This window comes from Corallococcus interemptor (genome assembly GCF_003668875.1).
GTDB classification, from domain to species: domain Bacteria; phylum Myxococcota; class Myxococcia; order Myxococcales; family Myxococcaceae; genus Corallococcus; species Corallococcus interemptor.
Map to the genome: position 1 here is coordinate 1 of NZ_RAWM01000049.1, position 23,667 is coordinate 23,667.

The 23,667-nt window shown below is 71.4% G+C and carries 19 protein-coding genes; 10 read left to right on the top strand and 9 right to left on the bottom strand.

The genetic code is table 11. The annotated features are described in order from the left end of the window. The coding region (locus D7X96_RS19150) for an outer membrane protein assembly factor BamB family protein (protein WP_370450132.1) at nucleotides 1-1,767 on the top strand (1,767 nt) is incomplete at its 5' end. 35 nt (nucleotides 1,768-1,802) lie between these two features. Here the strand turns inward: D7X96_RS19150 and D7X96_RS19155 are convergent. Next, nucleotides 1,803-2,732, bottom strand: a complete 930-nt coding sequence (locus tag D7X96_RS19155; protein WP_199746993.1) for a hypothetical protein — start codon at nucleotides 2,730-2,732, stop codon at nucleotides 1,803-1,805. A gap of 35 nt (nucleotides 2,733-2,767) precedes the next feature. On the opposite strand from D7X96_RS19155, the gene D7X96_RS19160 reads away from it, so the two are divergent. Beyond that, nucleotides 2,768-3,820, top strand: coding sequence for an alpha/beta fold hydrolase (locus tag D7X96_RS19160; protein WP_233609892.1), 1,053 nt, complete (start codon nucleotides 2,768-2,770; stop codon nucleotides 3,818-3,820). Here the strand turns inward: D7X96_RS19160 and udk are convergent. The 3 genes from udk to D7X96_RS19175 all read right to left on the bottom strand — a co-directional run bounded on the left by udk (nucleotide 3,817) and on the right by D7X96_RS19175 (nucleotide 6,657). After that, entirely contained in the window at nucleotides 3,817-4,455 is a 639-nt protein-coding gene (gene udk / locus D7X96_RS19165) for a uridine kinase (RefSeq protein ID WP_120551073.1), read from the bottom strand. The two genes, D7X96_RS19160 and udk, sit on opposite strands and share 4 nt — an antisense overlap. 68 nt (nucleotides 4,456-4,523) lie before the next feature. Then, entirely contained in the window at nucleotides 4,524-6,170 is a 1,647-nt protein-coding gene (locus D7X96_RS19170; protein ID WP_120551072.1) for an MbnB/TglH/ChrH family RiPP precursor modification enzyme, read from the bottom strand. A 34-nt stretch (nucleotides 6,171-6,204) separates the two neighbouring features. Continuing rightward, nucleotides 6,205-6,657 carry a winged helix-turn-helix transcriptional regulator gene (locus tag D7X96_RS19175; protein WP_199746992.1) on the bottom strand — a complete coding sequence of 151 codons (453 nt, stop codon included), beginning with the start codon at nucleotides 6,655-6,657 and terminating at the stop codon, nucleotides 6,205-6,207. Between the two features lie 112 nt (nucleotides 6,658-6,769). On the opposite strand from D7X96_RS19175, the gene D7X96_RS19180 reads away from it, so the two are divergent. Then, nucleotides 6,770-7,555, top strand: a complete 786-nt coding sequence (locus D7X96_RS19180; RefSeq protein ID WP_121770384.1) for an SDR family NAD(P)-dependent oxidoreductase — start codon at nucleotides 6,770-6,772, stop codon at nucleotides 7,553-7,555. Between the two features lie 150 nt (nucleotides 7,556-7,705). Continuing rightward, the gene (locus D7X96_RS19185) at nucleotides 7,706-9,034 is read left to right on the top strand and encodes a ferritin-like domain-containing protein (protein WP_121770385.1); all 1,329 of its coding nucleotides are present in this window, start codon (nucleotides 7,706-7,708) and stop codon (nucleotides 9,032-9,034) included. On the opposite strand, the gene D7X96_RS19190 is transcribed toward D7X96_RS19185, so the two are convergent. Further along, nucleotides 9,035-9,457 carry a hypothetical protein gene (locus D7X96_RS19190; protein ID WP_147442882.1) on the bottom strand — a complete coding sequence of 141 codons (423 nt, stop codon included), beginning with the start codon at nucleotides 9,455-9,457 and terminating at the stop codon, nucleotides 9,035-9,037. Between the two features lie 128 nt (nucleotides 9,458-9,585). Here D7X96_RS19190 and D7X96_RS19195 point away from each other — a divergent pair, with 128 nt between their 5' ends. The 5 genes from D7X96_RS19195 (at nucleotide 9,586) to D7X96_RS19215 (ending at nucleotide 14,564) form a co-directional block, all read left to right on the top strand. After that, nucleotides 9,586-10,389 carry a GNAT family N-acetyltransferase gene (locus tag D7X96_RS19195; protein WP_120551067.1) on the top strand — a complete coding sequence of 268 codons (804 nt, stop codon included), beginning with the start codon at nucleotides 9,586-9,588 and terminating at the stop codon, nucleotides 10,387-10,389. A 115-nt stretch (nucleotides 10,390-10,504) separates the two neighbouring features. Beyond that, nucleotides 10,505-11,188: a hypothetical protein gene (locus tag D7X96_RS19200; RefSeq protein WP_120551066.1), complete on the top strand. Its 684-nt coding sequence runs from the start codon at nucleotides 10,505-10,507 to the stop codon at nucleotides 11,186-11,188. After that, a complete protein-coding gene (locus tag D7X96_RS19205; RefSeq protein WP_121770386.1) occupies nucleotides 11,181-11,516 on the top strand; it encodes a YfhO family protein in 336 nt (111 codons plus the stop codon). Before D7X96_RS19200 ends, D7X96_RS19205 begins: the two co-directional genes overlap by 8 nt. 136 nt (nucleotides 11,517-11,652) lie before the next feature. Next, nucleotides 11,653-12,900 (top strand): hypothetical protein, encoded by a 1,248-nt coding sequence (locus D7X96_RS19210; protein ID WP_233609894.1) that lies wholly within the window; start codon nucleotides 11,653-11,655, stop codon nucleotides 12,898-12,900. Between the two features lie 68 nt (nucleotides 12,901-12,968). After that, a complete protein-coding gene (locus tag D7X96_RS19215) occupies nucleotides 12,969-14,564 on the top strand; it encodes a sensor histidine kinase (RefSeq protein WP_244219651.1) in 1,596 nt (531 codons plus the stop codon). Nucleotides 14,565-14,572: 8 nt separating this feature from the next. Here the strand turns inward: D7X96_RS19215 and D7X96_RS19220 are convergent, their stop codons facing one another. The 3 genes from D7X96_RS19220 to D7X96_RS19230 are packed head-to-tail and all read right to left on the bottom strand — an operon-like array spanning nucleotide 14,573 to nucleotide 18,508. Next, on the bottom strand, nucleotides 14,573-16,840 hold the full coding sequence (locus D7X96_RS19220; RefSeq protein ID WP_120551063.1) for a carboxypeptidase-like regulatory domain-containing protein: 2,268 nt from the start codon (nucleotides 16,838-16,840) through the stop codon (nucleotides 14,573-14,575). A 44-nt stretch (nucleotides 16,841-16,884) separates the two neighbouring features. Further along, a complete protein-coding gene (locus D7X96_RS19225) occupies nucleotides 16,885-17,697 on the bottom strand; it encodes a TIGR02452 family protein (protein WP_121723600.1) in 813 nt (270 codons plus the stop codon). Nucleotides 17,698-17,701: 4 nt separating this feature from the next. Further along, on the bottom strand, nucleotides 17,702-18,508 hold the full coding sequence (locus tag D7X96_RS19230; RefSeq protein ID WP_120551061.1) for a hypothetical protein: 807 nt from the start codon (nucleotides 18,506-18,508) through the stop codon (nucleotides 17,702-17,704). A 365-nt stretch (nucleotides 18,509-18,873) separates the two neighbouring features. Between D7X96_RS19230 and D7X96_RS19235 the strand changes: the two genes are divergently transcribed. Next, nucleotides 18,874-22,023, top strand: a complete 3,150-nt coding sequence (locus tag D7X96_RS19235) for an ATP-binding protein (protein ID WP_121724606.1) — start codon at nucleotides 18,874-18,876, stop codon at nucleotides 22,021-22,023. 7 nt (nucleotides 22,024-22,030) lie between these two features. Here the strand turns inward: D7X96_RS19235 and D7X96_RS19240 are convergent, their stop codons facing one another. Next, nucleotides 22,031-23,653, bottom strand: coding sequence for a M28 family metallopeptidase (locus tag D7X96_RS19240; protein ID WP_120551075.1), 1,623 nt, complete (start codon nucleotides 23,651-23,653; stop codon nucleotides 22,031-22,033). Between the last annotated feature and the right edge of the window lie 14 nt (nucleotides 23,654-23,667).

A 23,667-nucleotide genomic window follows, 5' to 3' on the forward strand; every position in this document is an offset into this window, starting at 1 on the left:
GGCCTGGGCAAGGCCGAGCCGCACGCGGAAGAAAAGCCCGCCCCCCCCACCCCGCTGCGGATTGAACCCGTCTCCGTGCCGGGGTTCGGCTTCGAATTGAAGGACATCTCCCCCGCCTCGCGTGAGGCGCCGGCGAAGGGCACCTCCGGGGCGCTGGCGCCGCTGTTGGGCGCGGGCGAGGTGTGGCTGGCGCTGCCGGGACGTCCGCAGGCGTGGCGTGCGCCGGGGCCGCCGTTCCTCACGGTGCTGGAGTTGTCCCGCCAGGCGGTGGAGCTGGCGCGGGCCGTGGAGCTGGGCGAGGCCCGCTTCGAGTTCGAGCCCGCGGGCGTGCGCCCCGTGTTGACGCTGGACCTGCCGGGACGCCGGGCGAAGCTGGGGCCCACCGGCGCCTGGTTCGAGCTGGAGCCGGCGGCGCTCCTGTCCGCCCTCTTCCAGCTGGGGGAGGCGCTGGGCCTGGCGTTCGCGGAGGCGCACCGGGTGCAGGTCTCCAACCCGTACCTCGTGGAGCTGGCGGAGCGCTGCCGCGAGGGGCTGTCGCACCTGCGAGGCGCCCACAAGCCGCCCGAAGCGGAGGGCGAGGCACGCGAGCGGAAGACGCCGCCGGTGCGAGGCGAGTCCCGTCCCCTGAAGGTCCCCGGGAAGCTCAAGCGTCTGCGCTTCGAGAAGCTCTGGGAACAACGCGGCCTGGAGGAGCCGGAGGAGGCGCGGCTGCTGCTGGGCCGTCACGGGCCGGTGTACTGCGCGCCAGGGCTGGCCGGTGCGTTCTCGCGCAAGGACGGCGCGCTCCTGTGGCGCCGGGCCGCGTCGCTGGGCGTGGCGGCGTCCGCGGATGGCCACGCGGTGGCGGCGGACGGCACGCGCGTGTACGGCTTCACCGGCCGGGGTTCGGGCGCGCGGTGGCTGCACGACCATGACGGCATCCCGCTGGGGCCGCTGCTCCTGCGCCAGGACGGGCTGCTGTTGACGCTGTCGGAGGACCGCACGGCGGTGGCCTTCGCGGAGGCCACGGGCCGCGAGGTCTGGCGCCTGGCCCCGCCGCGCACGCAGCGCGGATGGCTGGCCACGCAGGGGCACCGGGCCCTGCTCTCCACGGACTCGGGCTACCTGTACGGCCTGGACCTGGAGGATGGCCAGGTGCGCTACCGGCTGCGCTCGCCGCTGCCCTTCCATGGGCCTCCGGTGGCGTGCGGCCGGCGCTTCCTGGCGCTCATGGGGCGCGGCTCGCACCACGCGCTGCTGCTGGCGGACGCGCACACCGGCGAGGCGCAGTGGACCTTCGAGCCGGACCTCCTCCTGCCCTCCACGCCGCTGCCGGTGGGCCAGCGGGTGCTCCTGGCCGGGATGCGCGACCAGGACGGGTTCCTGGTGTGCCTGGACGCGCGCGGACGCAAGGTCTGGGAGCGCGCGCTGCACCTGGGCCCCGGGCCCTACGCGCTGGCGCCGATGCCTCGCGCGGTGGTGGTGACGAGCGCGTCCGGGGCCGCCGCCCGCGTGGCGCTGTCCGGTCAGGTGGACTGGCGCGTGGGCGCGGCGGGAGAGCCGCTGATCACCGCGCTGCCGGCGCGCACCGCCCGCGACGTGACGCTCATCGCGGGCGAGGTGGTGCGCGCGGTGGATCCTCGCGGCGGTCAGGTGCTCGCGGAGGTGAGCGCGGGGGTGGGGCTCGTCGCGCTCCAGGCCGACGTGCGCCTCAACCTGTACTTCCTGGACGACGCCGGCACGCTGTCCGCGTACCGGCTGGGTTCACACTTCGCCGTGGTGAAGTGAAGAAGGGCTACTCGCCCTTCACCTGAAACGAAGGGCTACTCGCCCTTCTTCGCGGAGGCCTTGGCCGGGTCGATCTCCTCCTCGGGCCGCTCCTCCTGCGTGGCGCCTTCCCACGTCTCGTTGGCGCCCAGCTTCCACTCCGACGGCACGTCCAGCTTCCACGTGTAGGTGGCGTTGGCGTTGCCACCGGACGCCGCGTGCGAGGCGACGTTGATGGTCATCTCCAGCTTCGCGACCTCCGCGGGCAGCAGGTCCAGGTCGTAGTGGCCCAGCACCATCTGCGGGGGGAACTCGGCGATGAGGCGCTCGGGGTAGTCGATCTTCATCGACGGGTCGCCGCCGCGCATCTCACCCAGCAGCTTGCCCTTCGCGTCGGTGAGCTTCCACACCGTGTCGAACGCGGCGCTGGTGACCATCTTCTTCACCTTGCCCTCGTCCTTCTCCACGCGCTGCGCGCCCCAGAGCACCAGCTGCAGGCGGATCTGCGGCTTGCCCATCACCATCACGACGTCGTTGGAGACGACATCCAGGCGCATGCCCTTGTCCGTGGCGGACAGCACGGGGCGGTAGCGGCCCTCGTGCAGGGCGTCGAACTGCTTGCGCGCGTACTCGTAGAAGGCCTTGCGGTCCGTGGCGCGGTTGTCCTTCTTCTCGCCGCCGGACGCCTCGCGCTGCTCCAGCTCCGCCAGGTAGCTGTCGAACTTCTTGTTGCCGTGGAAGCGGTCCAGGTGCGCGTCCACGTCGTCGAAGTACCCCTTGAAGAAGGACTTCAGCTCGTCCTTGTAGGACGCCTCATCCGGGTTGGTGCGCATCCACCCCACGCGCTCCAGGTAGACGGACTGGATGCGGCGGAAGTCCGCGTCCCGCTCCGCCTCCGTGGCCCGCGCGGAGGCGGTACGGTGACTCGCCACCGCGGCGGTGATCACCAGGGCGATGACAACGATGATTCCGAAGTAGCGCTTCAAGCGACAGGCTCCTGTGCGTACGGGCAGGCAATGATATGAGCCCCATCATCGTGCCCCAGGCCGAGGGAATCCAACTGTTCACCGTGCCCCTTCCGCTGGAGGAGGGAGAGCTGCTGGGGAGCCCCCAGATTGCCTGGCAGGCCTACGGAAAACCGTCGGATGGCAAAGCGGTGGTGGTGCTGCACGACCTGTCCCATTCCCACCAGGCGTTGAGCACGGAAGTGAACGGTGCGTTCCAACCTTCGGGCTGGGGGCGCGAGCTCATTGGCCCGGGCAAGGCGCTGGATCCGGACGTGACGCCGGTCATCGTGCCCAACCTGCTGGGGAGCCCGTTCGGCTCCACGTCGCCGCTGACGCCGGATCCGCACACCGGCGCGCCGTGGGGCACGGCCCTGCCGCCGCTCACCGTGCTGGACATGTCTCGCGGCGTGGCCGCGCTGCTCAAGGCCCTGGGGCTCACGCGCGTGCGGGCGCTGGTGGGCATTGGCCTTGGCGGGCTGGTGGCGCTGCGGCTGGCGGCGCTGTTCCCGGAGCTGGCGGACGGCGTGGTGGTGCTGGGCGCGGCGCGGGCGCTGCCGGAGGGGCTGCGCGAAAAGCTGGGCCTCACGTCGCAGGTGCTGCGCATGGCGCCCGACAACGAGGACACCCCGCCCCTGCGCGAGCGCGCGCCGAACCGGACGCTGGCGCGGCTGCGGATGGACTACCTCAAGCTGCTCTACGGGCGTGATCACCTGAGCACCGCGTATCCGGACAGCGCCGCGGCGCAGGCGGCGCTGGAGGCGGAGGCCGCGTCGTTCGCGGACACGTTCGACCCGGTGGCGTGGGCGCTGCTCTGCTCCGCGTACGCGGGCTGCGACCTGACGGAGACGTTCCCGAAGATCCGCGCGCGGGTGCTGCTGCTCGCGGGCGCGACGGACGCGCTGGCTCCGGCGGGGCGCGTGCGGGACACCTACCACCAGCTGACGGCGGCGGGGGTGCAGGCGCGGTTCGTGGAGCTGCAGGGGCCGGGGGACCACGGCACCCTGCTGTCGGACGCGCACCGGCTCAAGGGGCCGGTGCAGGACTTCCTGCGCTGGCTGCGCGGCTAGCGCTGCGTCTGGTGCTGCGTGGCGAGCCGCGCCCGGAGCGCGCCCACCAGCATCCCGATGGCGATGTCGTTGTTGCCGCCGTGCGGGATGATGATGTCCGCGTGGTGCTTGGACGGCTCCACGAAGCCCATGTGCATGGGGCGCACGTGGCGCAGGTACTGGCTCACGACGTGGTCGAAGTCGCGGCCGCGGTCCTTGATGTCGCGGGTGAGGCGGCGAAGGATGCGCAGGTCATCATCCGCGTCGACGTAGATCTTCACGTCCATCAGCTCGCGGACTTCCTTCATGTGCAGCACGAGGATGCCCTCGATGAGGATGATGTCCCCGGGGTCCACGCGGTGCGTGTGCGGCTGACGGCCGGACGTGACGAAGTCGTAGACGGGCTTCTGGATGGCCTGGCCCTGCTTGAGCGCGCGCAGGTGGTTGACCAGCAGCTCCGTGTCGAACGCGTCGGGATGGTCGAAGTTCACCTCCCGCCGGTCCACCAGGGACATGTCCTTCAGGTCCCGGTAGTACGAATCCTGATCAATGAAGGCGACCCGGCAGTCCGCGAGAGCCTCACGCACCTTGCGGGCCACCGTGGTCTTTCCAGACGCGGTGCCGCCCGCGATGCCAACGACGAGGGGTGACGACATGCGGCGGGCAGTACCCCACCAGACAGGTGGGCGCAAGGGTCCGTTGACCAGCCGACATGTGGCCTGGCTTATGCCCGCCGCAAGAGCCCACGCACCTGCCCTTCCGCGAGCAGCCAGGCAGGCAGGGACTCCACCGGGCGCGGACCGTCCGCGAGCCCCTGGAGCCCCCCGGCCACCTCGGGAGGCAGGGTCAGGACCTCGAAGCCCGTGCCCTTGCGGCGGATGGCGAAGCGCCACGGCCCCGGACCCGGCCGGGCCGCCACCTGCGCCAGGGCCTCCAGCCCGGAGACCTCCAGGGCCCCGCAGGCCCACGCACGGCCCGTGAGGTGCCGCCGCAACGCCCGAGCGGCGAACACCAGCTCCGTCAGGTCCGCGGGGAAGGCGCCCAGGCGGACGTCCTCGGCCAGCGCGACCTGCCCCGGAGCCGGGGCCACGGGGGGCTGGAGGAAGGCGTGCGGCAGCATCATCTCCAGGGACAGCGCGGCGGCCACTCCATCCGAAGGCGCGGCCATCACGCGCTTGCGCGCCCAGGACGCGAAGGCGTGGGACAGCGACTTGCCCAGCCCGTCGAAGAGGCCCCGGTACTCGCGCGAGCGGGTGAAGGACTCCAGCCCCTCCGGCGTCGCCGCGAGCAACAAGCGAGTGAGGGGCCAGTCCTTGTCCAGCTGCTCCGCCACCACCGCCAGGCGGAAGTCCCGGTCCGCGCGCGTGCCCTCGGGGTCCTCGTCCTCGGAGGCCGGCGTGACGCCGTGGCCCGCGTCGAAGAGCGACCACGGACGGCTGTCCCCGGTGAGCGCGGGCACGGGCTCGCGCGACGCGGGGTATTCGATTGGAGACCGGTTCTCCTTCGGGATCAGTGCGCGCAGTCTCCTCAGCGACGCGAGCGCCACCTCCGGCGGATGGCCGTCTCCCTCGAAGGTGACGGCGCGCAGGCGCGGGCAGCGCGGGAGGACCTCCGCCAGCAGCTCGAACAGCTCCTCGCGCACGGGCTGCGTGTGATCATCCACGTAGAACGTCCGCCCTGCCCTGCGCGTCACCACACCGCCCGCGATGTGGATCTCCACGACCTGATCCAACGGGAAGCCCTCCAGCCCCGCGCGCAGGGGCAGCCCCGCGGAGAGCTGATGGCTGAAGAGGTGGCCCAGGTCCAACAGCAGCGGCAGGCCCGTGCGCGCGTGCAGCTTCGCCATGAAGTCCAGCGCGTGCATCCCGCCGCGCGTGGCGAGCACCGCGGGGTTTTCAATCACCAGCGGGACGCTCAAGCCGGCCTGGATGTGGAGCGCGTGCGCCGCGCTGTCCCGCACGCCCGCGTCGTTGAACGGCGGCGTGACGTAGAGGTAGCCCGGGAAGGGCTGGCCGCCCGCGTGCCACCAGCCCACGTCGTTGCCCACCCACGGGCTGCCCACCGCGCGCGCGTGCGCGTCCAGCTCCTTCAGCGCGGACGCGGGCTCCAGCTCCGGGCCCCACAGGTTCAGGTGCACGGGGTGGAAGAGGACGGGCACCTCCTGGCGCCGGCGCCACATCTCCGGAAAGAGCGTCGCCTGGGCCTTCGCCTCCTCCAGCGCGATGGGCGCGCTGTACTCCACGAAGTCGAAGAGGCCGGGCGAGGCGTCGAGCAACCGGTACGGATGCGGCACGTCCGAGGCGCTCAGGTTGCTGCTCAGCCCCAGCCCCATCCAGGGCAGTGACCACGAATCCGATGCAGGGCGCGTCATGGGCACACCCTAACCAGCCCGGCTCCGGGTGGCGCTAGCCTTGTGTGTCCGGCCGCTCCAGGCGCACGTCCCGGACCGTCAGCAAACGGCCGTCCGCCGCGCGCACCTCCAGCGGCTTCACCGGCTGCCCGTGCACCGCGTCCAGCACCCGCGTGCGCGGCTCGCCCTCTTCGAAGCAGTGCTCCTGTCCCCACTGGCCCAGCGCGACCAGGATGGGAAAGAGGCTCCGCCCCTTCTCCGTCAGCACGTACTCCTGCCAGGCGCTGCCGTCGGACGCCGGCTGCAAGTCGAGGATGCCGTGGTCCACCAGGTGCTTCAGCCGCTGGGCCAGGATGTTCTTCGCCACGCCCAGGCTCTTCTGGAACTCGCCGAAGCGGCGCAGGCCGTACTGCGCATCGCGCACGATGAGCAGCGACCACCAGTCCCCGATGACGTCCAGCGAGCGGGCCACCGGGCACGCCGCCCCTTCCATGCTCGTCCGCTTCATCACCGCCTCCCTCCAGAGGGACATTCCACAAGTGGTTGCATAACGAAACCAGGGCCTTTATTCATCCGGCAATTGGTTTCATCATGAAACCATTCAAACCGGAGGCAGTCGGATGCGGCTCAAGGGAAAGACGGCGCTGATCACGGGTGGCAACAGCGGCATCGGGCTGGCGACGGCGCGGCTGTTCGTGGCGGAGGGGGCTCGGGTGGCCATCACCGGGCGCAACCGGGAGACGCTGGACGCGGCGGTGAAGGAGCTGGGGGCGAACGTGCTGGCGGTGCAGGCGGACGCCACGGATCCGGCGGCCCTGGAGCGCGCGGTGGCGGCGACGGTGGAGCGCTTCGGTGGGCTGGATGTCGTGTTCGCGAACGCGGGCATCGCGGCACAGACGTACGTGGGGAAGACGACGCACGAGGCCTTCGCGTCCGTGCTCCAGACCAACATCACCGGCGTGTTCTTCACGGTGCAGGCCGCGGCGCCGCACCTGAAGGCCGGCGCGTCGGTCATCCTCACGAGCTCGGTGCACAGCGAGCTGGGCATGCCGGGGTACTCGGCCTACGCCGCGAGCAAGGGCGCGCTGAAGGCGATGGCCAGCGTGCTGGCCGCGGAGCTCGCGCCCAGGGCCGTGCGGGTCAACGTCGTGTCGCCGGGCGCGACGCTCACCCCCATCTGGGAGAAGAACGCGCCCACGCCGGAGGCCTTCGCGAAGATGGAGCGCGGCATGTCCGCCACCATCCCCATGGGACGCATGGGCAAGCCGGAGGAGATCGCCAGGACCGTGCTCTTCCTCGCCTCCGACGATGCATCGTACGTGAGTGGGCAGGATCTGTTCGTCGACGGCGGCGTCAACGGCGCGGCGCTGGGTGCGCCCTTGTTCCGAACGTCGCAGCCGATGTGAGCGCTTCCTGGCGCCTCAGGTTTCTGAAGGTGCCTCGGTTTTCCGAGCACGTGGGCCTGCTCCGAGGACGCCGCTTCCCAGAGGGCGCACGGCGCTGGCATCGCCATTGCTGTCTTCGCGGGGCAACTCGTCCCACGGGAGCAGGCGTCCATGAACTCGAACCGGCTGAAGCTTCTCTTCTCTCGCGCGCTGCGGACCTCGCTCGCGACGCCGCTGGTGCTCGCGGGCTGCGGCACCGGCAGCACGAACCTGAACGGCTATTCGGCCATCGAGTGCTCGTCCCAGGGGGTCCTCGCCATCGATGACCTGAGCATCCAGCCGGCACCGGACTCCGTCGAGCTGCGTCAGATCACGGGCTACGGCCGCGAGGGCCCGGTGTTCTACGAGACGCGTGGCTCCACGGGCCAGCCATGCGCGACCGCCAGCGACCCGGCCGCGTGTCAGATCGCGCTGGAGGAGGCGCGCGCCGCCGAAGGCTTCCATGGCGCCTGCTTCGACATCTGCACGAGCTACTTCCTGGCGACGACGCGCGGCGACGAGGTGAAGACCTGGTCGTCACTCCAGGATCTCCGGGAGCTGCTGGGCAGCGTGGAGACAAGCCAGGACGCGGCGCTTCTGGCGTACGCCTCGGGCTATGCGCTGAGCTGCGGCAAGCTGGAAGAGGGCGCGGTGAAGCGGAACCTCGACGGGAGCTTCAACGTCGTGGGGACGAAGGGCTTCGCGTGCGGCGAGGGCAGCGATCTCACGCAGCACGTCCTCCGGGTGTCCAGGGACGGCGAGGTCAGCGAGCTGGAGAATCACGTGCTGGAGCGCGGCAGCGGGTCCTGCGCCGTGGGCCGCCGGCCCGTGGGCCTGGAGGGCGTGACCGCGGGTGCTTGCGAGGACGCGCTGGGACACCACTTCGCCCGGACGGCGCACCTGGAGGCCGCGTCCATCCACGCGTTCCTGCGGCTTCGCGAGGAGCTGGCCCTGCATGGCGCGGAGGCCGGCCTCCAGGACGCGGCGCTCGCGAGCGCGATGGATGAGGTCCTGCACGCGGAGATGACGGGCAGGCTCGCGCGGCGCTTCGGGGCCACGCCTCCGCCGCCCGCCGTCTCGGCCGTGCCGCCGCGTCCGCTGGCCGAGGTGGCGCTCGACAACGCCGTGGAGGGCTGCGTGCGCGAGACGTACGGCGCGCTGGTGGCCCACCACCAGGCCCTGCACGCGCGCGACGCCGAGGTGCGCGAGGCCATGGTGCGCATCGCCGAGGACGAGACGCGGCACGCGGGCCTGTCGTGGGACATCGACCGGTGGGTGTGCTCGCGGCTGTCCGCCCCGGAGCAGCAGGCGCTGCGCGAGGCCCGCAAGCGCGCGGTGGCCCTGCTGCGCGCGGAGGTCGCGGCGCCGGTGGACGCGGCGCTCGTCACGGAGGCCGGGCTGCCCACGCCGGAGGTGGCGCTGGCGCTGCTCGACACGCTGGAGCAGGAGCTCTGGGCCTGATCACGTCGCCGGCTTGTTCCGGGCCGCGGCCTCGCGCGCGGCCTGGAGCGTGTCGTCCACCGCGGACTCCACCGCGTCGCTGACCAGCTCCGGCGCGGAGGTGCGCCAGCGCGCGAGCGACGCTTCGTGCATCGCCTCCGGATCCTGGAGCCGCGCGTCCGTCTCCGGCGCCACCTCCGCGATGCAGTCCGGGCAAACCCCTTCGAGCGCCCGCGACCACACCTCCATGTGGGTGGTGATCAGCACGCCCTCCATGGCCAGGGCCTCGCGCAGCCCGCGTTGCCCCGCGCCGCGCATCTGCGCGCCGTGCACGCGGTCCAGCATCGTCCGCATCCAGGCGGCCACCGCCTCGGGTTTCGGGCAGGTCTGCCTGCCACATACCCGGCACGTCGTCTGCCAGGGCTGCCCTTCCATCGGATTCATCGCGGCGTCTCCTCGCACCCGGGTCGCGCCCTCGCTTTAGCAGGGCCCCTGCCCTGTGGCACGTAGACGCGGACATCAGCGATTGCCGAGAATCCAACTCCTTGACCCAGCTGTCTGGAGGCACGCCCATGTCCCGAGCCGAGATCGACGAATCGCATGCGCAGTTCCGTGGAGCCTGGAGGCTCATGACGCTGGGCCTGCCGCGCGGCGAGGTCGTGGAGCGGGCGGACGTGTTCATCACCGCGGGCCATGTCACGTGGTCGCTGATGAACATGTCGTTCCTCAACCGGCCCGCCCGGACGGAGGCGGAGCTGCTGCGCGCGGTGGACTCGGCCGCGAGCTACTACGCCCAGGGGCCGCACGGGTGGGCCTTCACGCTGACGCCAGAGTGGCTGGCGCCGGAGCTGCGCGAGCGGGCGGACGCGCTGTTCGCCTCGCGAGGGCTCAAGCCGGGCATGGCCACGACGGGCATGGTGGCGGACCGGTTGGTGGAGCCGGTGCGTCCCCTGCCGCCGCTCGACCTGCGGCCGGTGCGGGACACCTGGGGCTACAACGCCGTCGCGGACGTGAACGCCGCCAGCTACGACACGCCCCAGGAGCTGGGACGCGAGGCCCTGGCCGCCCCCGGCATCTACGGCCCGGAGAGCCGGGCCTTCGTCGGCTGCCACGACGGAGCGCCGTCGACGTCCACGGTGGCGCTGCGCGTGGATGGCATCGTCTACATCGCGCTCGTGGCGACGCTCGCGGAGCACCGCCGCAAGAGCGCCGCGGAGACGGTGCTCCGGCGCGCGCTGGAGGAGGCGAAGCAGGCGTGGGGGCTGGAGCGCACGGTGCTGCACGCCACCGAGGCCGGCGCGCCCGTCTACCGCCGCATGGGCTACCGGGACGTCGCTCCGTTCGTCTCGTACTTCGCCCCCGCGAAGGGAGCGTGAGGCCAGGCGGTGCTCCCGTGCTGGACGGGGGCACCGGGGTCCGTGAACAATCCGCGCCCCGATGAAGCCCCCCACAGCCCCTGCTCACACCGAGCCACGCGCCCCGGGTCCGCGCGTGGCGTGGGCCGTCGTGGGGGGCGCGCTCGGGCTGACGTGCCTGTTCTTCTACCGGGCCGTCTTCAGCGCGCAGGTCTTCACCGGGCGGGACATGCTGCTCGTCTACGCCCCGCTGCGCCGCTACTGGGCGGGGCGCGTGGCGTCGGGCGGGTTCCCGGGCTGGTACCCCTTCGACGGCCTGGGGCAGTCCTTCCCGGGAATGATGCTGTCCGCCGCGTTCCATCCCTCGCAGTGGCTGGGGCTGGTGCTGTCCACCGGCACGGCGATGAAGCTCACCGTGCTGGCGTGCCCGCCGCTCGCGCTCGTGGGTACGTACGCGCTCCTGCGCCTGTACGCGGTGCCCCGGGCCGGCGCGTTCTTCGCGGGCGTCGCGTTCGCGTTCAGCGGCTACATGGTGAGCCTCACCAGCAGCCTCGCGTACCTGATGGCGGGCGCCACCCTGCCCTTCTGCCTGTGGGCCGCGGTCCGCTTCCTGCGTGAAGCCACGCCTGTCCGCGCCGCTGTCGCCGCTCTGGGCCTGGCCGGCGTGCTCCTGGCGGGAGACACGTGGGCCTATGCGTTCGCGAACGTGTTCGTGCTGTTCCTCGCGCTGACGGAAGAAGGGCCGCGCGCGGCGCTCGTGCGGCGAGGGTTGGGACTCGTGGCCCTGGGCGCCTGTCCCTGGCCTCGCCTCCGTGGGTGACGCACCCCTGGAAGGCGTCGTCCGCGTCGAACAGGACGTGCCCGAATCCCTCATCGTGCAGGTGGACCCTTCCGAGGATGCGGTGCTGCTGATCAACGACGCGTGGCAGCCCGGATGGACGGCGCTCCTCGACGGTGCGCCCACGCACCTGCTCCCCGCGAACGCGTTGGTGCGCGCCGTGCCCACGCCCCGTGGCACCCACCGCGTCGAGCTGCGCTACCACGCACCGGGCTTGATGCCGGGTGTCTGGCTCTGTGCGGCGACCTGCCTGGGACTCGCCGTGACGGAGCTCCTGCGCCGCCGCCGGTCTCCCCGGAAAACCGGCTGACCTCACGCGTCACCGCTCTTCAAGGGTCATCCACTCAACGCTGCGGGACTCCCACGGCGGGGCCCGGGGTTTGGACCGGCGCTCCCACTGCCTAGCTTGGTCAACCATCCCCCCACCCAGGATCTCCACCGTGGCGATTCCTCCTCGCACCGATGTGCATCGCTCCGTTCTCGCGCTGTTCGGCGCGCTCCTCTTCCTGACCTCCGCCTCCGCCCGCGCGCAGACCGCGCCCACGCCGCTGGAGGACAACCGCACCATCACGCTGGGCTACATCGGCATCGCGTATGAGCTGGGCGGCATCATCGACCCCACGCTGCAACCCGGTGGCACCAGCAGCGCGCGTCCCAACTGGTTCACCTTCGCGCCGCACGCGTCCCAGGCCGGTGGCAAGGGCATGTACAGCGCGGCGCTCGCCCGGCACTTCATCAACTCGGCGCGGCTTCAGCCCTCGGTGTCGCTGACGGGCGCGCTGGACCGGCTGGGACTGGGCGGCGTGGTGCGGCTGCGGGTGCAGGACCTGTCGCTCCAGCTCATCGCGCAGGGCCTGACGACCGACGCGGCCACGGCCCTCAGCGTGCTGACCAGCTCGCTCAACGTCGCGGCGCTCGGCGATACGCGCACGCTGCTGGCCACCGCGTCGCGCATGGGCGCGATGTACTGGAGCGCGCCGGGCGTGACGCCGCTCGACAAGGTGGAGGCCATCGTCATCACGCTGGAGCGCACGCTCCACGAGGGCAACCTCGCCATCTTCAACGACATCGGCGGTTCGGCGCGGCTGTACCTGGACTGGCGCGCGGCCGCCACCGGGCCCATCACGCCCTCGCGCGTGCTCACCGAGTTCACCCTGGTGGACGCCTACAACACGGAGGCGCAGCAGGCTTACACCTGGGCCGTCGCGCACGCGGAGGACTCGCCGCGCCCCACGCGCATGGACCTCCTCTTCCCGGGCATGCACTGGAAGAGCCTGCTCATCGCCGCGTTCGCGCTCTACGAGGAGGCCCGGCTCGCGCCCACGCCCGCCCGGCGCGACGCGCTCATCGCCATGGGCACCAACTTCGTCGCGTGGCGTGAGCAGCGTGACCAGGCGCAGCCTGTCTTCACGCCCTCGGGCTCGCCCACCGACGAGGTGTCCCGCGCGGCCGTGCTCCAGGCGCTGACGCCCTTCCTGATGACGGACTTCGGCACCGTGCGCTGGACCTACGCGGATTACGCGTATGCCCAGCCGGACCGCGACGGCAATCCCCTCACCTCCCCCCCGAGCGAGTACAGCTGGGCGGACTTCTGGGACCGGTGGAACGGCATCCTCTTCGCGTTCAACCAGGCCTACGCCCGGCCCACCGAGCTGTGGGTCATGCCTGAACCCCTGACGGATCCGCTGAACTGACAGACGGCCTTGGATGACCCGCGCGCTCGCTTGACGAGCGCGGGGGCCCTGCGGGAGCGTGCAACCCGATGAGTCCCCTCCCCGGTGGTCCGTTCGAACCCGCCCGCCACGCGTCCAAGGACGACGCGGCCGCACCCGGCCCGGCTGCCACGCGCACGCCGGGTGACGCGAACCAGCCGCCCGTCCCGGCCGACGAGGCCAGCATGTCCGCGCAGACCCGTTTGCAGGTCCTGCGGGAGATGATGGCCGAGGCGTTCCTCGCGCTCGACGCGCAGGGAACCATCCATGAGCTCAACCACCGCGCCGCGTCCCTGCTGGGCCTGCCGTATGGCTCCTGCGAGGGCCTGACGCCGTGGGCGGCGCAGCCCATGCTGGCCGGCACCACGCTGCACGAGCGGCTGCTGGACGCGCTCACCACGCGCGAGCCGGCGCGGTTCCTGTCCGAGCTGCCGTCGGGCGTCTGGCTGGAGCTGTCCGTGCGGCCGGTGGGCGGTGAGATGTGGGTGCTGGCCACGGACATCACGCGCCGGCAGCGCGCGGAGACGGAGGTCGCGCGCACCGAGGAGCGCTTCCGCCAGCTGGGCGAGCGGTTCCAGGTGGCGCTCGAGTCCGCGCAGATGGCGGTCTGGGAGACGAACCTCGTCACCGGGCAGGTGTTCCGCTCCGAGGGCCATGACCGGCTCTACGGCTATCCGCAGCCGTTGGAGGAGTGGACGCACGAGCGGTTCCTGGCGTCGCTGCATCCGGACGACCGGCCCGCGGTGGAAGCGCAGGTGACGGCCATCTTCCACAACGACGTGCTGTCGTACTCCTCCACCTTCCGCACGCACTGGCCGGACAACACCTGGCACTGGCTCAACAGCCGCTCGCGCGTCATCCGCGACGCGAACGGCAAGGTGATGGTGGTGCGTGGCGCCATCCTGGACATCACCGCGCTGAAGGAGACGGAAGAGGCGTTGCAGGAGGCGGTGCGCACGCGCGACGACTTCCTGTCGGTGGCCAGCCACGAGCTGCGCACGCCGCTCACGTCGCTGCGCCTGCAGGTGGACCTGCTGCGGCGCATGGCCGAGGGCAAGGAGCCGGAGTCCGTCGGATCGGACAAGGTGAAGGCCCGGCTGGACGCGGCGGACCGGCAGCTCAGGCGGCTGGCGTCGCTCCTGGACAACCTGCTGGACGTCAGCCGCATCCGCACGGGCAAGCTGGACTTCGAGCTGGCGCGCGGAGACCTGGCGCCGATGGTGCAGGACCTGGTGGCGCGCTTCGGTGACGAGGCGAAGCAGGCCGGGGTGGAGCTGGACGCGCGCGTGGAGGGGCCGGCGCCGTGCCGGTTCGACAAGCTCCGGATGGAGCAGGTGGTGAGCAACCTCATCTCCAACGCGCTCCGCTACGGCCAGGGCACGCCGGTGCACGTGGCGCTGCGCTGTCACGACGGGCAGCTGCGGCTGACCGTGCGCGACGGAGGCCCGGGAGTCCCCAAGGCCGAACGCGAGCGCATCTTCCAGCGCTTCGCCCAGGTGCAGGGCTCCGCGCGCACGGGAGGCCTGGGGCTGGGGCTGTACATCGTGGAGCAGATATTGGAAGCCCACGGCGGACGCGTCTGGGTGGAGGACGCGCCAGGGGGTGGCGCCGCGTTCGTGGTGACGCTGCCAATGGAAGGCGCGTAGGCGCAGCTTCAGCGCGTGTAAGGCTTTGCATCCCCCTGCGCGGGACGCACGGATTGGATGACGTGCACGCCGGCCCGAGTCAGTTCCACGGGCACACGCAGGAGCCCGTCCGCCCCCGCCATCTGCTCCCGGATAAAGAGCGTGTAGTGCCCCAGGGGAAGATGGCTGAAGTGGAAGACCGCTCCCAACATGAACGAGGGGATGGAGGGGTCATCATCGTCGTCTTCCGAATGGAAACCGGCCCTGATGAGCGCATCCAAGGCTTCGGGCGACTGGGGCCACGGAACGTCTCCTGGCAGCAGGAACGCGGAGACGAACTCGCGAGACGCCTCGACGCTCACCTTCAGAGCGGCAGGGCCTTGCCGAGGCGTGGGCGCCCATGCGTGCTCCGATCCGGGCTTGAGGCGGAGCCGCGTGGGGGAAAAGGCCACCGGAGGCGAATGGGGCACACCCCGGACGTTCAGGAGGCCCACGTCGGGATGCACGATGCACTCGCGGTCTCCCGGAATCCTCAGGGTGAAGTGGCCCGACCAGTCCGTTCCGGAGAACGCCCGGAACCCACCTTCGCAACGGACGTCCACACTCACCGCCGCCAACGGAACCCGAGCGCCGTCCGTCATGGAGCCGTGCAGTTCCGCGCTGGAAACGAGCCGCAAGCGCACGGCCACTTCATCGGGTTCGAGCGCATGGAGCACGGTGCCGTGCTTCTTCGCGTCCACGCGCAGGAACTGACGCCTGCCTGGCACGTGCTCGAATTGGAAACGCCCCTCTGCGTCAGTCCTTGTCGTCCTCGGATGACGTGGACCGTGTCCCTCCAGGTCGAACACCTCCATGAGTTCGACCTGTTGATCTTTCATGCCCGTGCGGCCGTCGCTCGCGAAGAGGCGTCCCTGCACCGTGCGGCCCACGTCGAGCAAGGCGTCCGGGGCCTGGCGTAATTCTCCGTCCTCCCCTTGCGCACGCACGAGGGCGGGAGCGAATCCAACAACGTTGATGATCCATTGATAGACATGGGTCATCGGAACGGACTGCACGTACTCCCCCTGCGGATTGTTCGCTGAGTGGCCGTCGACCTGGAAATACCCCACGGGCTGTCCATCCGGACGTACGACGCGGCCTTTCAAACCACCAATGATGTCGCGGAACACCACCGCTTCGCCGGTTCCCGTATGGAACGGGCCCCTCGCCTCTGGGCCCGGGGAGTATTCCCTCTCTTCCCAGGTCAGGAAGGCCAGAGGCTTGAAGACGTGCGGAATGGCGAAGGAGCCGTCCGGTCCCACGACGCTCTTGCACTTGCCACTCAGGCCCGCGGCCTCCGGATCCTCACCTGGAATCCACGCGATCACCGCGCCGTGATCGAAAGCCTTCCCGTGGGTGTCCACGGCCCGTCCTCGCCAGGGTCCCGTGTCTCGAAGGCCTTCGAAGCTCACCGTCGCTTCCGCCTGCTGCTCCGGAAGGACCTGGACCTCGATGGTGCGGGTCCATTCACAGCCGGGCACGGGCTCGTATTCGCCAGAGACGAGGTAGCGCCCGGCGCGAAGCTTCTGGAAGACAGTGGCTTCTTCCGCCCGCTCCGGGAACCGCTCGAAGTGGCGCCGCTCCTCCTCCACCGAGGAGATGGAGGTGGCCCGTGCGGACACGGGCCGGCCATCGGGTCCGCGCACCTGGATCCGCAGCGAGCCGAGCCCGCCCATCACCACCGTCAATTCGGGCTGCGGCGTCTGGAGTTCCAGCCGCGTGGGACTCCATCCGTCCTTCTCCGCGAGGAGCTTCACGGCCCCGGCGGGCACACCGTCGATGCGAAAGCGTCCTTCGTCATCGCTCTCGGCACTCAGTGACACGTCCTCGTCCGTGGAGGGAGTCACCTGGATCACGGCCCCCGCGACAGGCTGCCCCTTCAGATCCACCACGCGCCCCACGAATGCCGCCGCCCGCTCCAGCGTCACATCCCAGCGGGCCTCCGCGCCGAAAGGGACGCGCGCATCCGTGCGGATCAGGCTCACGAAACCAGGGGCCTCTGCCTGGAGGACGTACCAGCCCGGCATCACCTGGAGCCGCGCCGTGCCCGTCACATCCGTGGTACCCCCTCTGGCGACGTTCGACCCGGAGTCCGCGCGGCGTGCCGCCAGGGACACGCCTGGAACCGGTTGGTTCGCCGCATCCACGACGCGGACGACTACTGGCACCTCCTCGACAGGCCATCGCTTCAGCACCGGGCGCGGAGCCTCCGCGCACGCGAGCACCACGGCCACGAGCCCCACCCAGCTCCATCGCATGTGCGCAAGGCTAGCAGGCGCGCGCGCGAAAGCCAGACAGCCTCTCAGCCGAAACGCTCCCGGAAGGTGCTCAGGTTCGGCCCCTTCCCTCCGCGCTCGTACACCGCGAACACCACGCGGCTGAACGCGCCCGCCATCGTGGACAGGCCTCGCGCGAAGGCCTCCGCCACGTCATGCGGGTTGTTGCGGAACGCCCCGCAGCCCCAGGCCCCCAGGAGGATCGTCCGGTGCCCGTGGTGCGCCGCCACCTGCAACACCTTGAGCGTCCTGGCGAACAGCACCTCGCGCAGCTTCTGCGCGACCTCCGGGTCACCGGCGGGCAGCTGCCTTGCGTTGGGCGCGGGCGCCGTCAGCAGGGACACGTGGAACGGCCGGTCCAGGAGGTCGTAGTGCTCGTTGCGGAAGAACGGCACGTCCGGTGAGTAGAGGAAGTGATCCGTGTACAGCGGCGAGCGCAGCTTGCGGTTCACGTCGTAGAACTCCGGCCACTTCAACAGGCACGGATACAGCGCCGAGCACCGCGCCAGGTCCTCCTCCTGCGCCTTCGCGCCCGTGAGGAAACCTCCACCCGGATTCGTCGCCGACGCGAAGTTGAGCGCCAGCACCCGCTCCTCGCCCTCCTGCTCCACCAGCCGGCGCGCGGCGTCGCCCGTCTTCTCCGGCGTCACCTCGATGGTGAAGCCCGGCACCGGCGCGGGCCGCGTCAGGCGGTCGAAGTCACCGGGACGCACCAGCACGGTGCCCTCGACCGCGCGCGCCACCGCGTCGCGAATGGACACCTCCCGCCCGGACAGCGGCACGTACGTGCCCTGATCCAGGATGCGAAGGGTCTCGTCCGCGACGCGGTTCAACGACATGGCGTCACTCGCAGCCGATGCGCTCGGGCGCGACCACCAGGTCGTCGATCCACGTCTCCGACTCGGAGTCGCCCTTGGGGTGCACGAAGCCGTAGCCCACCGCGAAGTTCGTGAACGGCCGCATGCCCACGTTCGGGAAGTCATACGCCAGCTGCCCGTCCGCCCAGGCCATCGCATGGCCCGTTTCGGCCGTGGCGCTGTCGCGTTCCACGCCCCACTCGATGCAGGTCCACCGGTTGGGTGACACCTTCACCACCACGGGGTCCTCGTCCTGGTAGTTCCAACCCGTCCCGCGCCCCGTCCAGTTGTCCAACGCGAAGCCACCGTTCGGCAGGCCCTGGAGCTCGATGCCACCGAAGTCGTTGTCGTTCGGGGAGAAGAGGATGAAGTACGTCCCCATCACTCCCGGCGGCGAGGACCGGCTCAGGTACACGTACGCGCGCGCGTAGAGCTTCGTGCCGAACTGCGGGATGTCCTTGCGCAGGTGCGCGATGGCTTGCTCGTCCTTGCCCGGCTCGAAGGGCTCCTCGTTGTGGCCTGCTTCCGTCACCACGTGCACCGCGCCGCTGCCGGAGCGGGTGCGCGAGCCGTCGATGGTGACGGTGGCGAAGTGGAAGTCATCCGGCTGCTTCCAGCCGTTATCGCCGTTGTCGAAGTTCTCGCAGATGTACGCGGAGGCCGGGCACTTGCCGTTGCCGGAGCTGGTGCCCGAGTCCGGGGTGTTGTCCTTCTTGTCGCCGTCGCCGCAAGCCGACAGCGCGCCCACCGCGAGGGAAGCCATCATCAACGCCAGTGCCGAAGTCGAACGCATGAGTCCTTCCAGGAAGAGGCGTCGCGCCCCCGTACTCCTGCCGCGGGGACGGGACGTGTCACCGTCCTAACACGGCCCCCCGTCCTCCCTGGAATGGGGCCCGGGGGACCCCGGCGGCCCCGGCAGGCGAGCAGGCGCTGGCGACAGGCCCCGTGGGGCCATGCGTGTGTTGCTGGTGGATGGACGCGCGCGCGGCGCGATCACAAGTGCTCACTGGCGGCACGCGACCCCGCCCCGCCGGTGCGCGTTGCCGTTCCAGCCCGTACTGCTTTCCATGTGAAGCGCCAACGGCACGGGCGTCACCCTCACGGGCAGCAGGAGGGGTGGGAGCAGGTGGGGGTTCCAGGCATCGGGGAGAGCGGGAGATGGGAGAGGCCTTCCGAAGACTCACGGTCGTCGCGCCTCCGGCCGACGAAGGCGCCCCCGTTCGTGCTCCGCCGCCGCCCGCCCGGCACCCGCCGCCCATGGGTTCGGTGGCGCTCGTCTTCACCGACATCCAGGGGTCCACGCGGCTGTGGGAGCGCTGTGGCCAGGCCATGCGCGACGCGCTGGAGCTGCATGACGGCGTGCTGCGCGCGCTCCTGTCCGGCACCAACGGCTACGAGGTGAAGTCGCAGGGCGACGCCTTCATGGTCGCCTTCGCGTCTCCGGTGGAGGCCGCGCTCTGGTGCCTGCGCGCGCAGGAGGCGCTCTTGAGCGCGAGCTGGCCGGAGGCGCTGCTGGACGAACCGGACGCGGCGCAGGAGCACGCTCCCGAAGGCCTGACGCACCGGGGCCTGCGCGTGCGCATGGGCGTGCACGTGGGCGAGCCCGACTACCGCCTGGATCCGGCCACGCACCGGCTGGACTACCTGGGGCCGCCGGTGAACATCGCGGCGCGCGTCGCGGGCGCGGGACACGGCGGACAGGTGCTGCTGAGCGGCGCGGCGTGGGCCCGCGTCCAGCCGGAGCTCGCGTCGCTGGGGATGCCCATCGCGCGTCCCCTGGGGGCCTACCGCCTGCGCGGCGTGAGCGACTGCGTGTCCCTGGTGGAGCTGTTGCCCGCGTCGCTCGCGCACCGGCGCTTCGGCCCCCTGCGCGCCCAGCGGGAGCGGCCCGGCAACCTGCCCGCGCTGCGGCAGGACCTGGTGGGGCGCGCGGAGGAGCTGGAGACGCTGCGGCAGTGGATGTCGGAGGGCGCCCGGCTGATCACCATCCTGGGCCCGGGCGGCATGGGCAAGACGCGGCTGGCCACGCACTTTGGCGCGCTGGAGTCCGACGCGGGCGCGTGGGAGGGCGGCGTCTGGCGGTGCGACCTGGAGGAGGCGCTGACGGAGGAGGACCTCTGCCACGCGGTGGGCCGGGCCCTGGGCGTGCCGCTGACCGCGGACGGAGACGGCAGCATGCCCGCGGAGCGGCTGGGACGCGCGCTCGCGGGGTGCGGCGACGTGCTGGTCATCCTGGACAACGTGGAGCAGGTGGTGCGTCACGTGCCCGCGACGCTGGGGCACTGGCGGGTGCTGGCGCCGCGCGCGCGCTTCCTCGTCACCACGCGCGAGGCCCTGCGGCTGCCCGGCGAGCGCGTGCTGGACCTGGCCCCGCTGAGCCTGCCGGAGCCGGATGAGCGGTGCTGGGAGGCCATCCTGCGCTCGGACGCGGTGCGCCTGTTCGTGCAGCGGGCCCAGGAGACGCGCGGCGACTTCGTCCTGAGCGACGCGGAGGCCCCGCGCGTCGCGGACATCGTGCGGCAGCTGGACGGCATCGCGCTGGCCATCGAGCTGGCCGCCGCGCGCGTGAACGTGCTGGGCGTGGAGCAGCTGCGCGAGCGGCTGTCGAAGCGCTTCGACCTGCTGCGCGTGGGGCGGCGGGACGCGCCCGCGCGGCAGGCGACGCTGAGAGGCGCCATCGACTGGTCCTGGAACCTGCTGGAGCCGGCCGAGCGCGCCGCGCTGGCGCAGTGCTCGGTGTTCCGGGGCGGCTTCACGCTGGAGGCCGCCGAGGCCGTGCTGGTGCTGCCGGAGGGCTCGCCGGACGTGCTGGAGGTGGTGCACTCGCTGCGCTCGCAGTCGCTGCTGTGCGCGCGCGAGGAGGGGGCCCCCGGCGGCTTCCTGCGCCTGGGGCTGTACGAGAGCATCCGCGAGTACGCGGCGCTGCGCCTGAAGGAGATGGGCGACGAGGTGGCGTGCGAGGCCCGTCACGCGGACACCTACGTCCGGGTCGCGGGCCGGCTGCGCGAGCGCGTGCAGAAGACCGGAGGCGCGACGGCGCTGCGCAGGCTGGCCCTGGAGCGGGAGAACCTGCTGGCCGCGTGCGACAACGCGCTGGCCGTCCGTCCGGTGACGGCGGAGTCCCTGGGCCGCGCGCTGGAGACGCTGGGCGTGCTGGAGCCGGATGCGCGCACGCGCGGGCCGGTGGGCCTGCTGGTGGGGCGGCTGGAGCGCGCGCTGGAGGCGTCGTCGCACGTGGCCGTGGCGCCGCTGAAGCGCGCGGAGGCGCTCGCGGTGCTGGGCCGCGCGTACCTGGACGCGGGGCAGGCGGAGTTCGCGCGCCAGGCGCTGGAGGAGGCGCGCGGCATCTTCCACACGCTGGGCGAGGCGGCCTCGGAGAAGCGCGTGCTCGTGGACCTGTCCATCGTCGCGCGTCACGCCGGAGACGGAGCCGCCGCGTGGACGCTGATGCGCGACGCGCAGGCGCTGCCCTCCGGAAACGACCGCTGGCTGGAGGCCTACGCGGTGGGCAACCTGGGGCTCGTCGAACAGGTGCGCCACGGGCCCCAGGCGGCCATCCCGCACCTGCGCGCGTCGCTGGCGCTGTTCCACGAGGTGGGCGACGTGACGTTCGAGGTGGGCTTCCTCACCAACTGCGCGGTCGCCATCGGCGAGGCGGGCGACGGCGGCGAGGCCGTGATGCTCCTGGGCGAGGCGCTGGGCCGGGCGCTGAGCGTGGAGGACCGCGCGGGCCAGGCGCTCGCGCGGCTCAACCTGGGCTGCTACCTGATGGACGCGGGCGGCATCGCGGACGCGTGCGAGCACCTGGAGTCCGCGGTGCGCCTGTCCCGGCTCCTGGGGCAACGCCTGCTGGAGGGCACGGCGCTGGGGGAGCTGGGCCGGGCGTGCCTGGCGCGGGGTGACTGGAAGCAGGCGAGCACGGCGCTGACGGAGGCCATCTCCATCCTGGGCCGGGCGTCCCGCTGGCAGTCCCTGCGCTTCATCGCGCACCGGGCCGCGCTGGACGCCGCCCGCGGAGACCTGAAGGCAGCGCGCGAGGGCTTCGGCCTCCTGGACGCCAGCCCCGAGCTGCGTGAGGACCCTGCCCTCCTCCAGCTCGTGGACCTGCTCCGCGCCGCGCTCGACCTGGCTGAAGCCGACGCCGCGCCCTCGCCAGGCGCCGAGGGCGACGAGGCCCGGGCCAGGGCCCGCCGCCGCATCGAAGCGGCCCGCAACGCCCCGCGTGAGACGTCGTCGTCCGACATCCGCGGCGCGCTGCGCTTCCTGGAGGCCTGGCCCGGCCTCACGGATTCGCACCCGGAGGCCTGAAGCTTCGCTACGGCTTCGCGGCCGGCTTCGCGAAGCGGCGGAAGAAGCTGTCGTCGTTCCAGTACGGCCGGCCCGGAGCGTCCGCCACCGTGTTCGTCAGCGCGGTGAGGAACGTGATGAAGCGCGCGGCGCCCTCGTGGTCCACGGGCTGCTGCGCCAGGTCGTCCGACGGCGCGTGGTAGCGCTCGGTCAGCCACTGCTTGAAGATCTTCTCTTCCTCCGAACCCGGCGTGTAGCCGAACTTGAAGAACAGCGCGGGCACGCCCTCGCGGATGAACGAGTACTGATCGCTGCGCACGAACAGGTTGCGGTCCGGCTCCGGATCCGCGAGCACCTGCACGTCCAGCTTCGCCGCCACCTCCGCCAGCGGCACCGCGAGCGAGGACTCGTCCTTGCCATGCGCCACCACCGACGTGAACGGCCAGTGGGGCATGAACATGTCCAGGTTGAAGTCCGCCACGATGGACGTGATGGGCACCGGCGGCCGCGACGCGAAGTACTTCGACCCCAGCAGCCCCTTCTCCTCCCCCGTCACCAGCGCGAGCAGCACCGAGCGCTTCGGCGCCTCCTTCTGCGCATGCAGCTGCCGCGCGACCTCCAGCAGCGCCGCCACGCCGGACGCATTGTCCATGGCGCCGTTGTAGATGCGGTCCCCCTTCACCGGCTCGCCCACGCCCACGTGGTCCAGGTGCGCGCTGAGCACCACGTACTCCTTCGCGAGCACCGGATCCGAACCCGGCATGACGCCCACCACGTTCATGGACTTCAGCGGCTTCACGTCGAAGGCCAGCTTCGCCTTCATGCGCAGCGGGAGGTCGAACCTGGGCAGCGGCTTGTCCGCGTTGGCCAGCGCCACCAGCTCCTCGTAGGTGTGCGGCGCGCCCTCCAGCCACTTCTGCGACTGCGCGACGTTCACCACCACCGCGACCTTCATCCCGCGCGAGTCGTTGAGAGACGGATCCGTGAACACCACCGTGGGATTCTTGGCGGAGGCCACGGTGCGCTCCCAGGGCAGCTCCAGCAGCTTCGGGTTCTGGAGATACACCACCCCCACGACCCCCGCCGCCTTGAGCACCTTCATCCGCTCTTCCCACGAAGAGAAGTGCGACTTCACCGGCCCGGGGATGTTCCCCGGCCCGCCCTGGAGCATCACCACCGCCTTGCCCTTCAGGTCCAGGCCCGCGAAGTCGTCGTAGCCCAGCTCCGGGATGGACAGGCCATAGCCCACGAACACCAGCGGCGCGTCCACGGTGCCGTTGTCGCCCTGCCGCGAGGACAGCACCACGTCCTCGCCCTGCACCAGCGGCTGCGCCTTGCCGTCCTTCACCAGCGCGACGCTGGACCTGGACTCGATGAGGCGGCGCGACTGAAGCGCCATGGGCTGGAGGAAGCCTGTCTTCAACAGGGGCTTCACGCCCAGCGCGGCCAGCTCCTTGGACACGTAGCCCGCGGCCGTCGCGTAGCCCTTGCTGCCCGTATCGCGCCCCTCCATCGCGTCACTGGCCAGCACCTCCACGTGCTTCCACCAGCGGTCCTCGCCAACAGGAGGCTTCGATGCAGGAGGCTCCGCGGCGAAGGCCCCGGAGGAGACGAACAGCGCGAGCGCGGCGACGGATGAGACCCGGTTCATGCCCCGGAGCATCC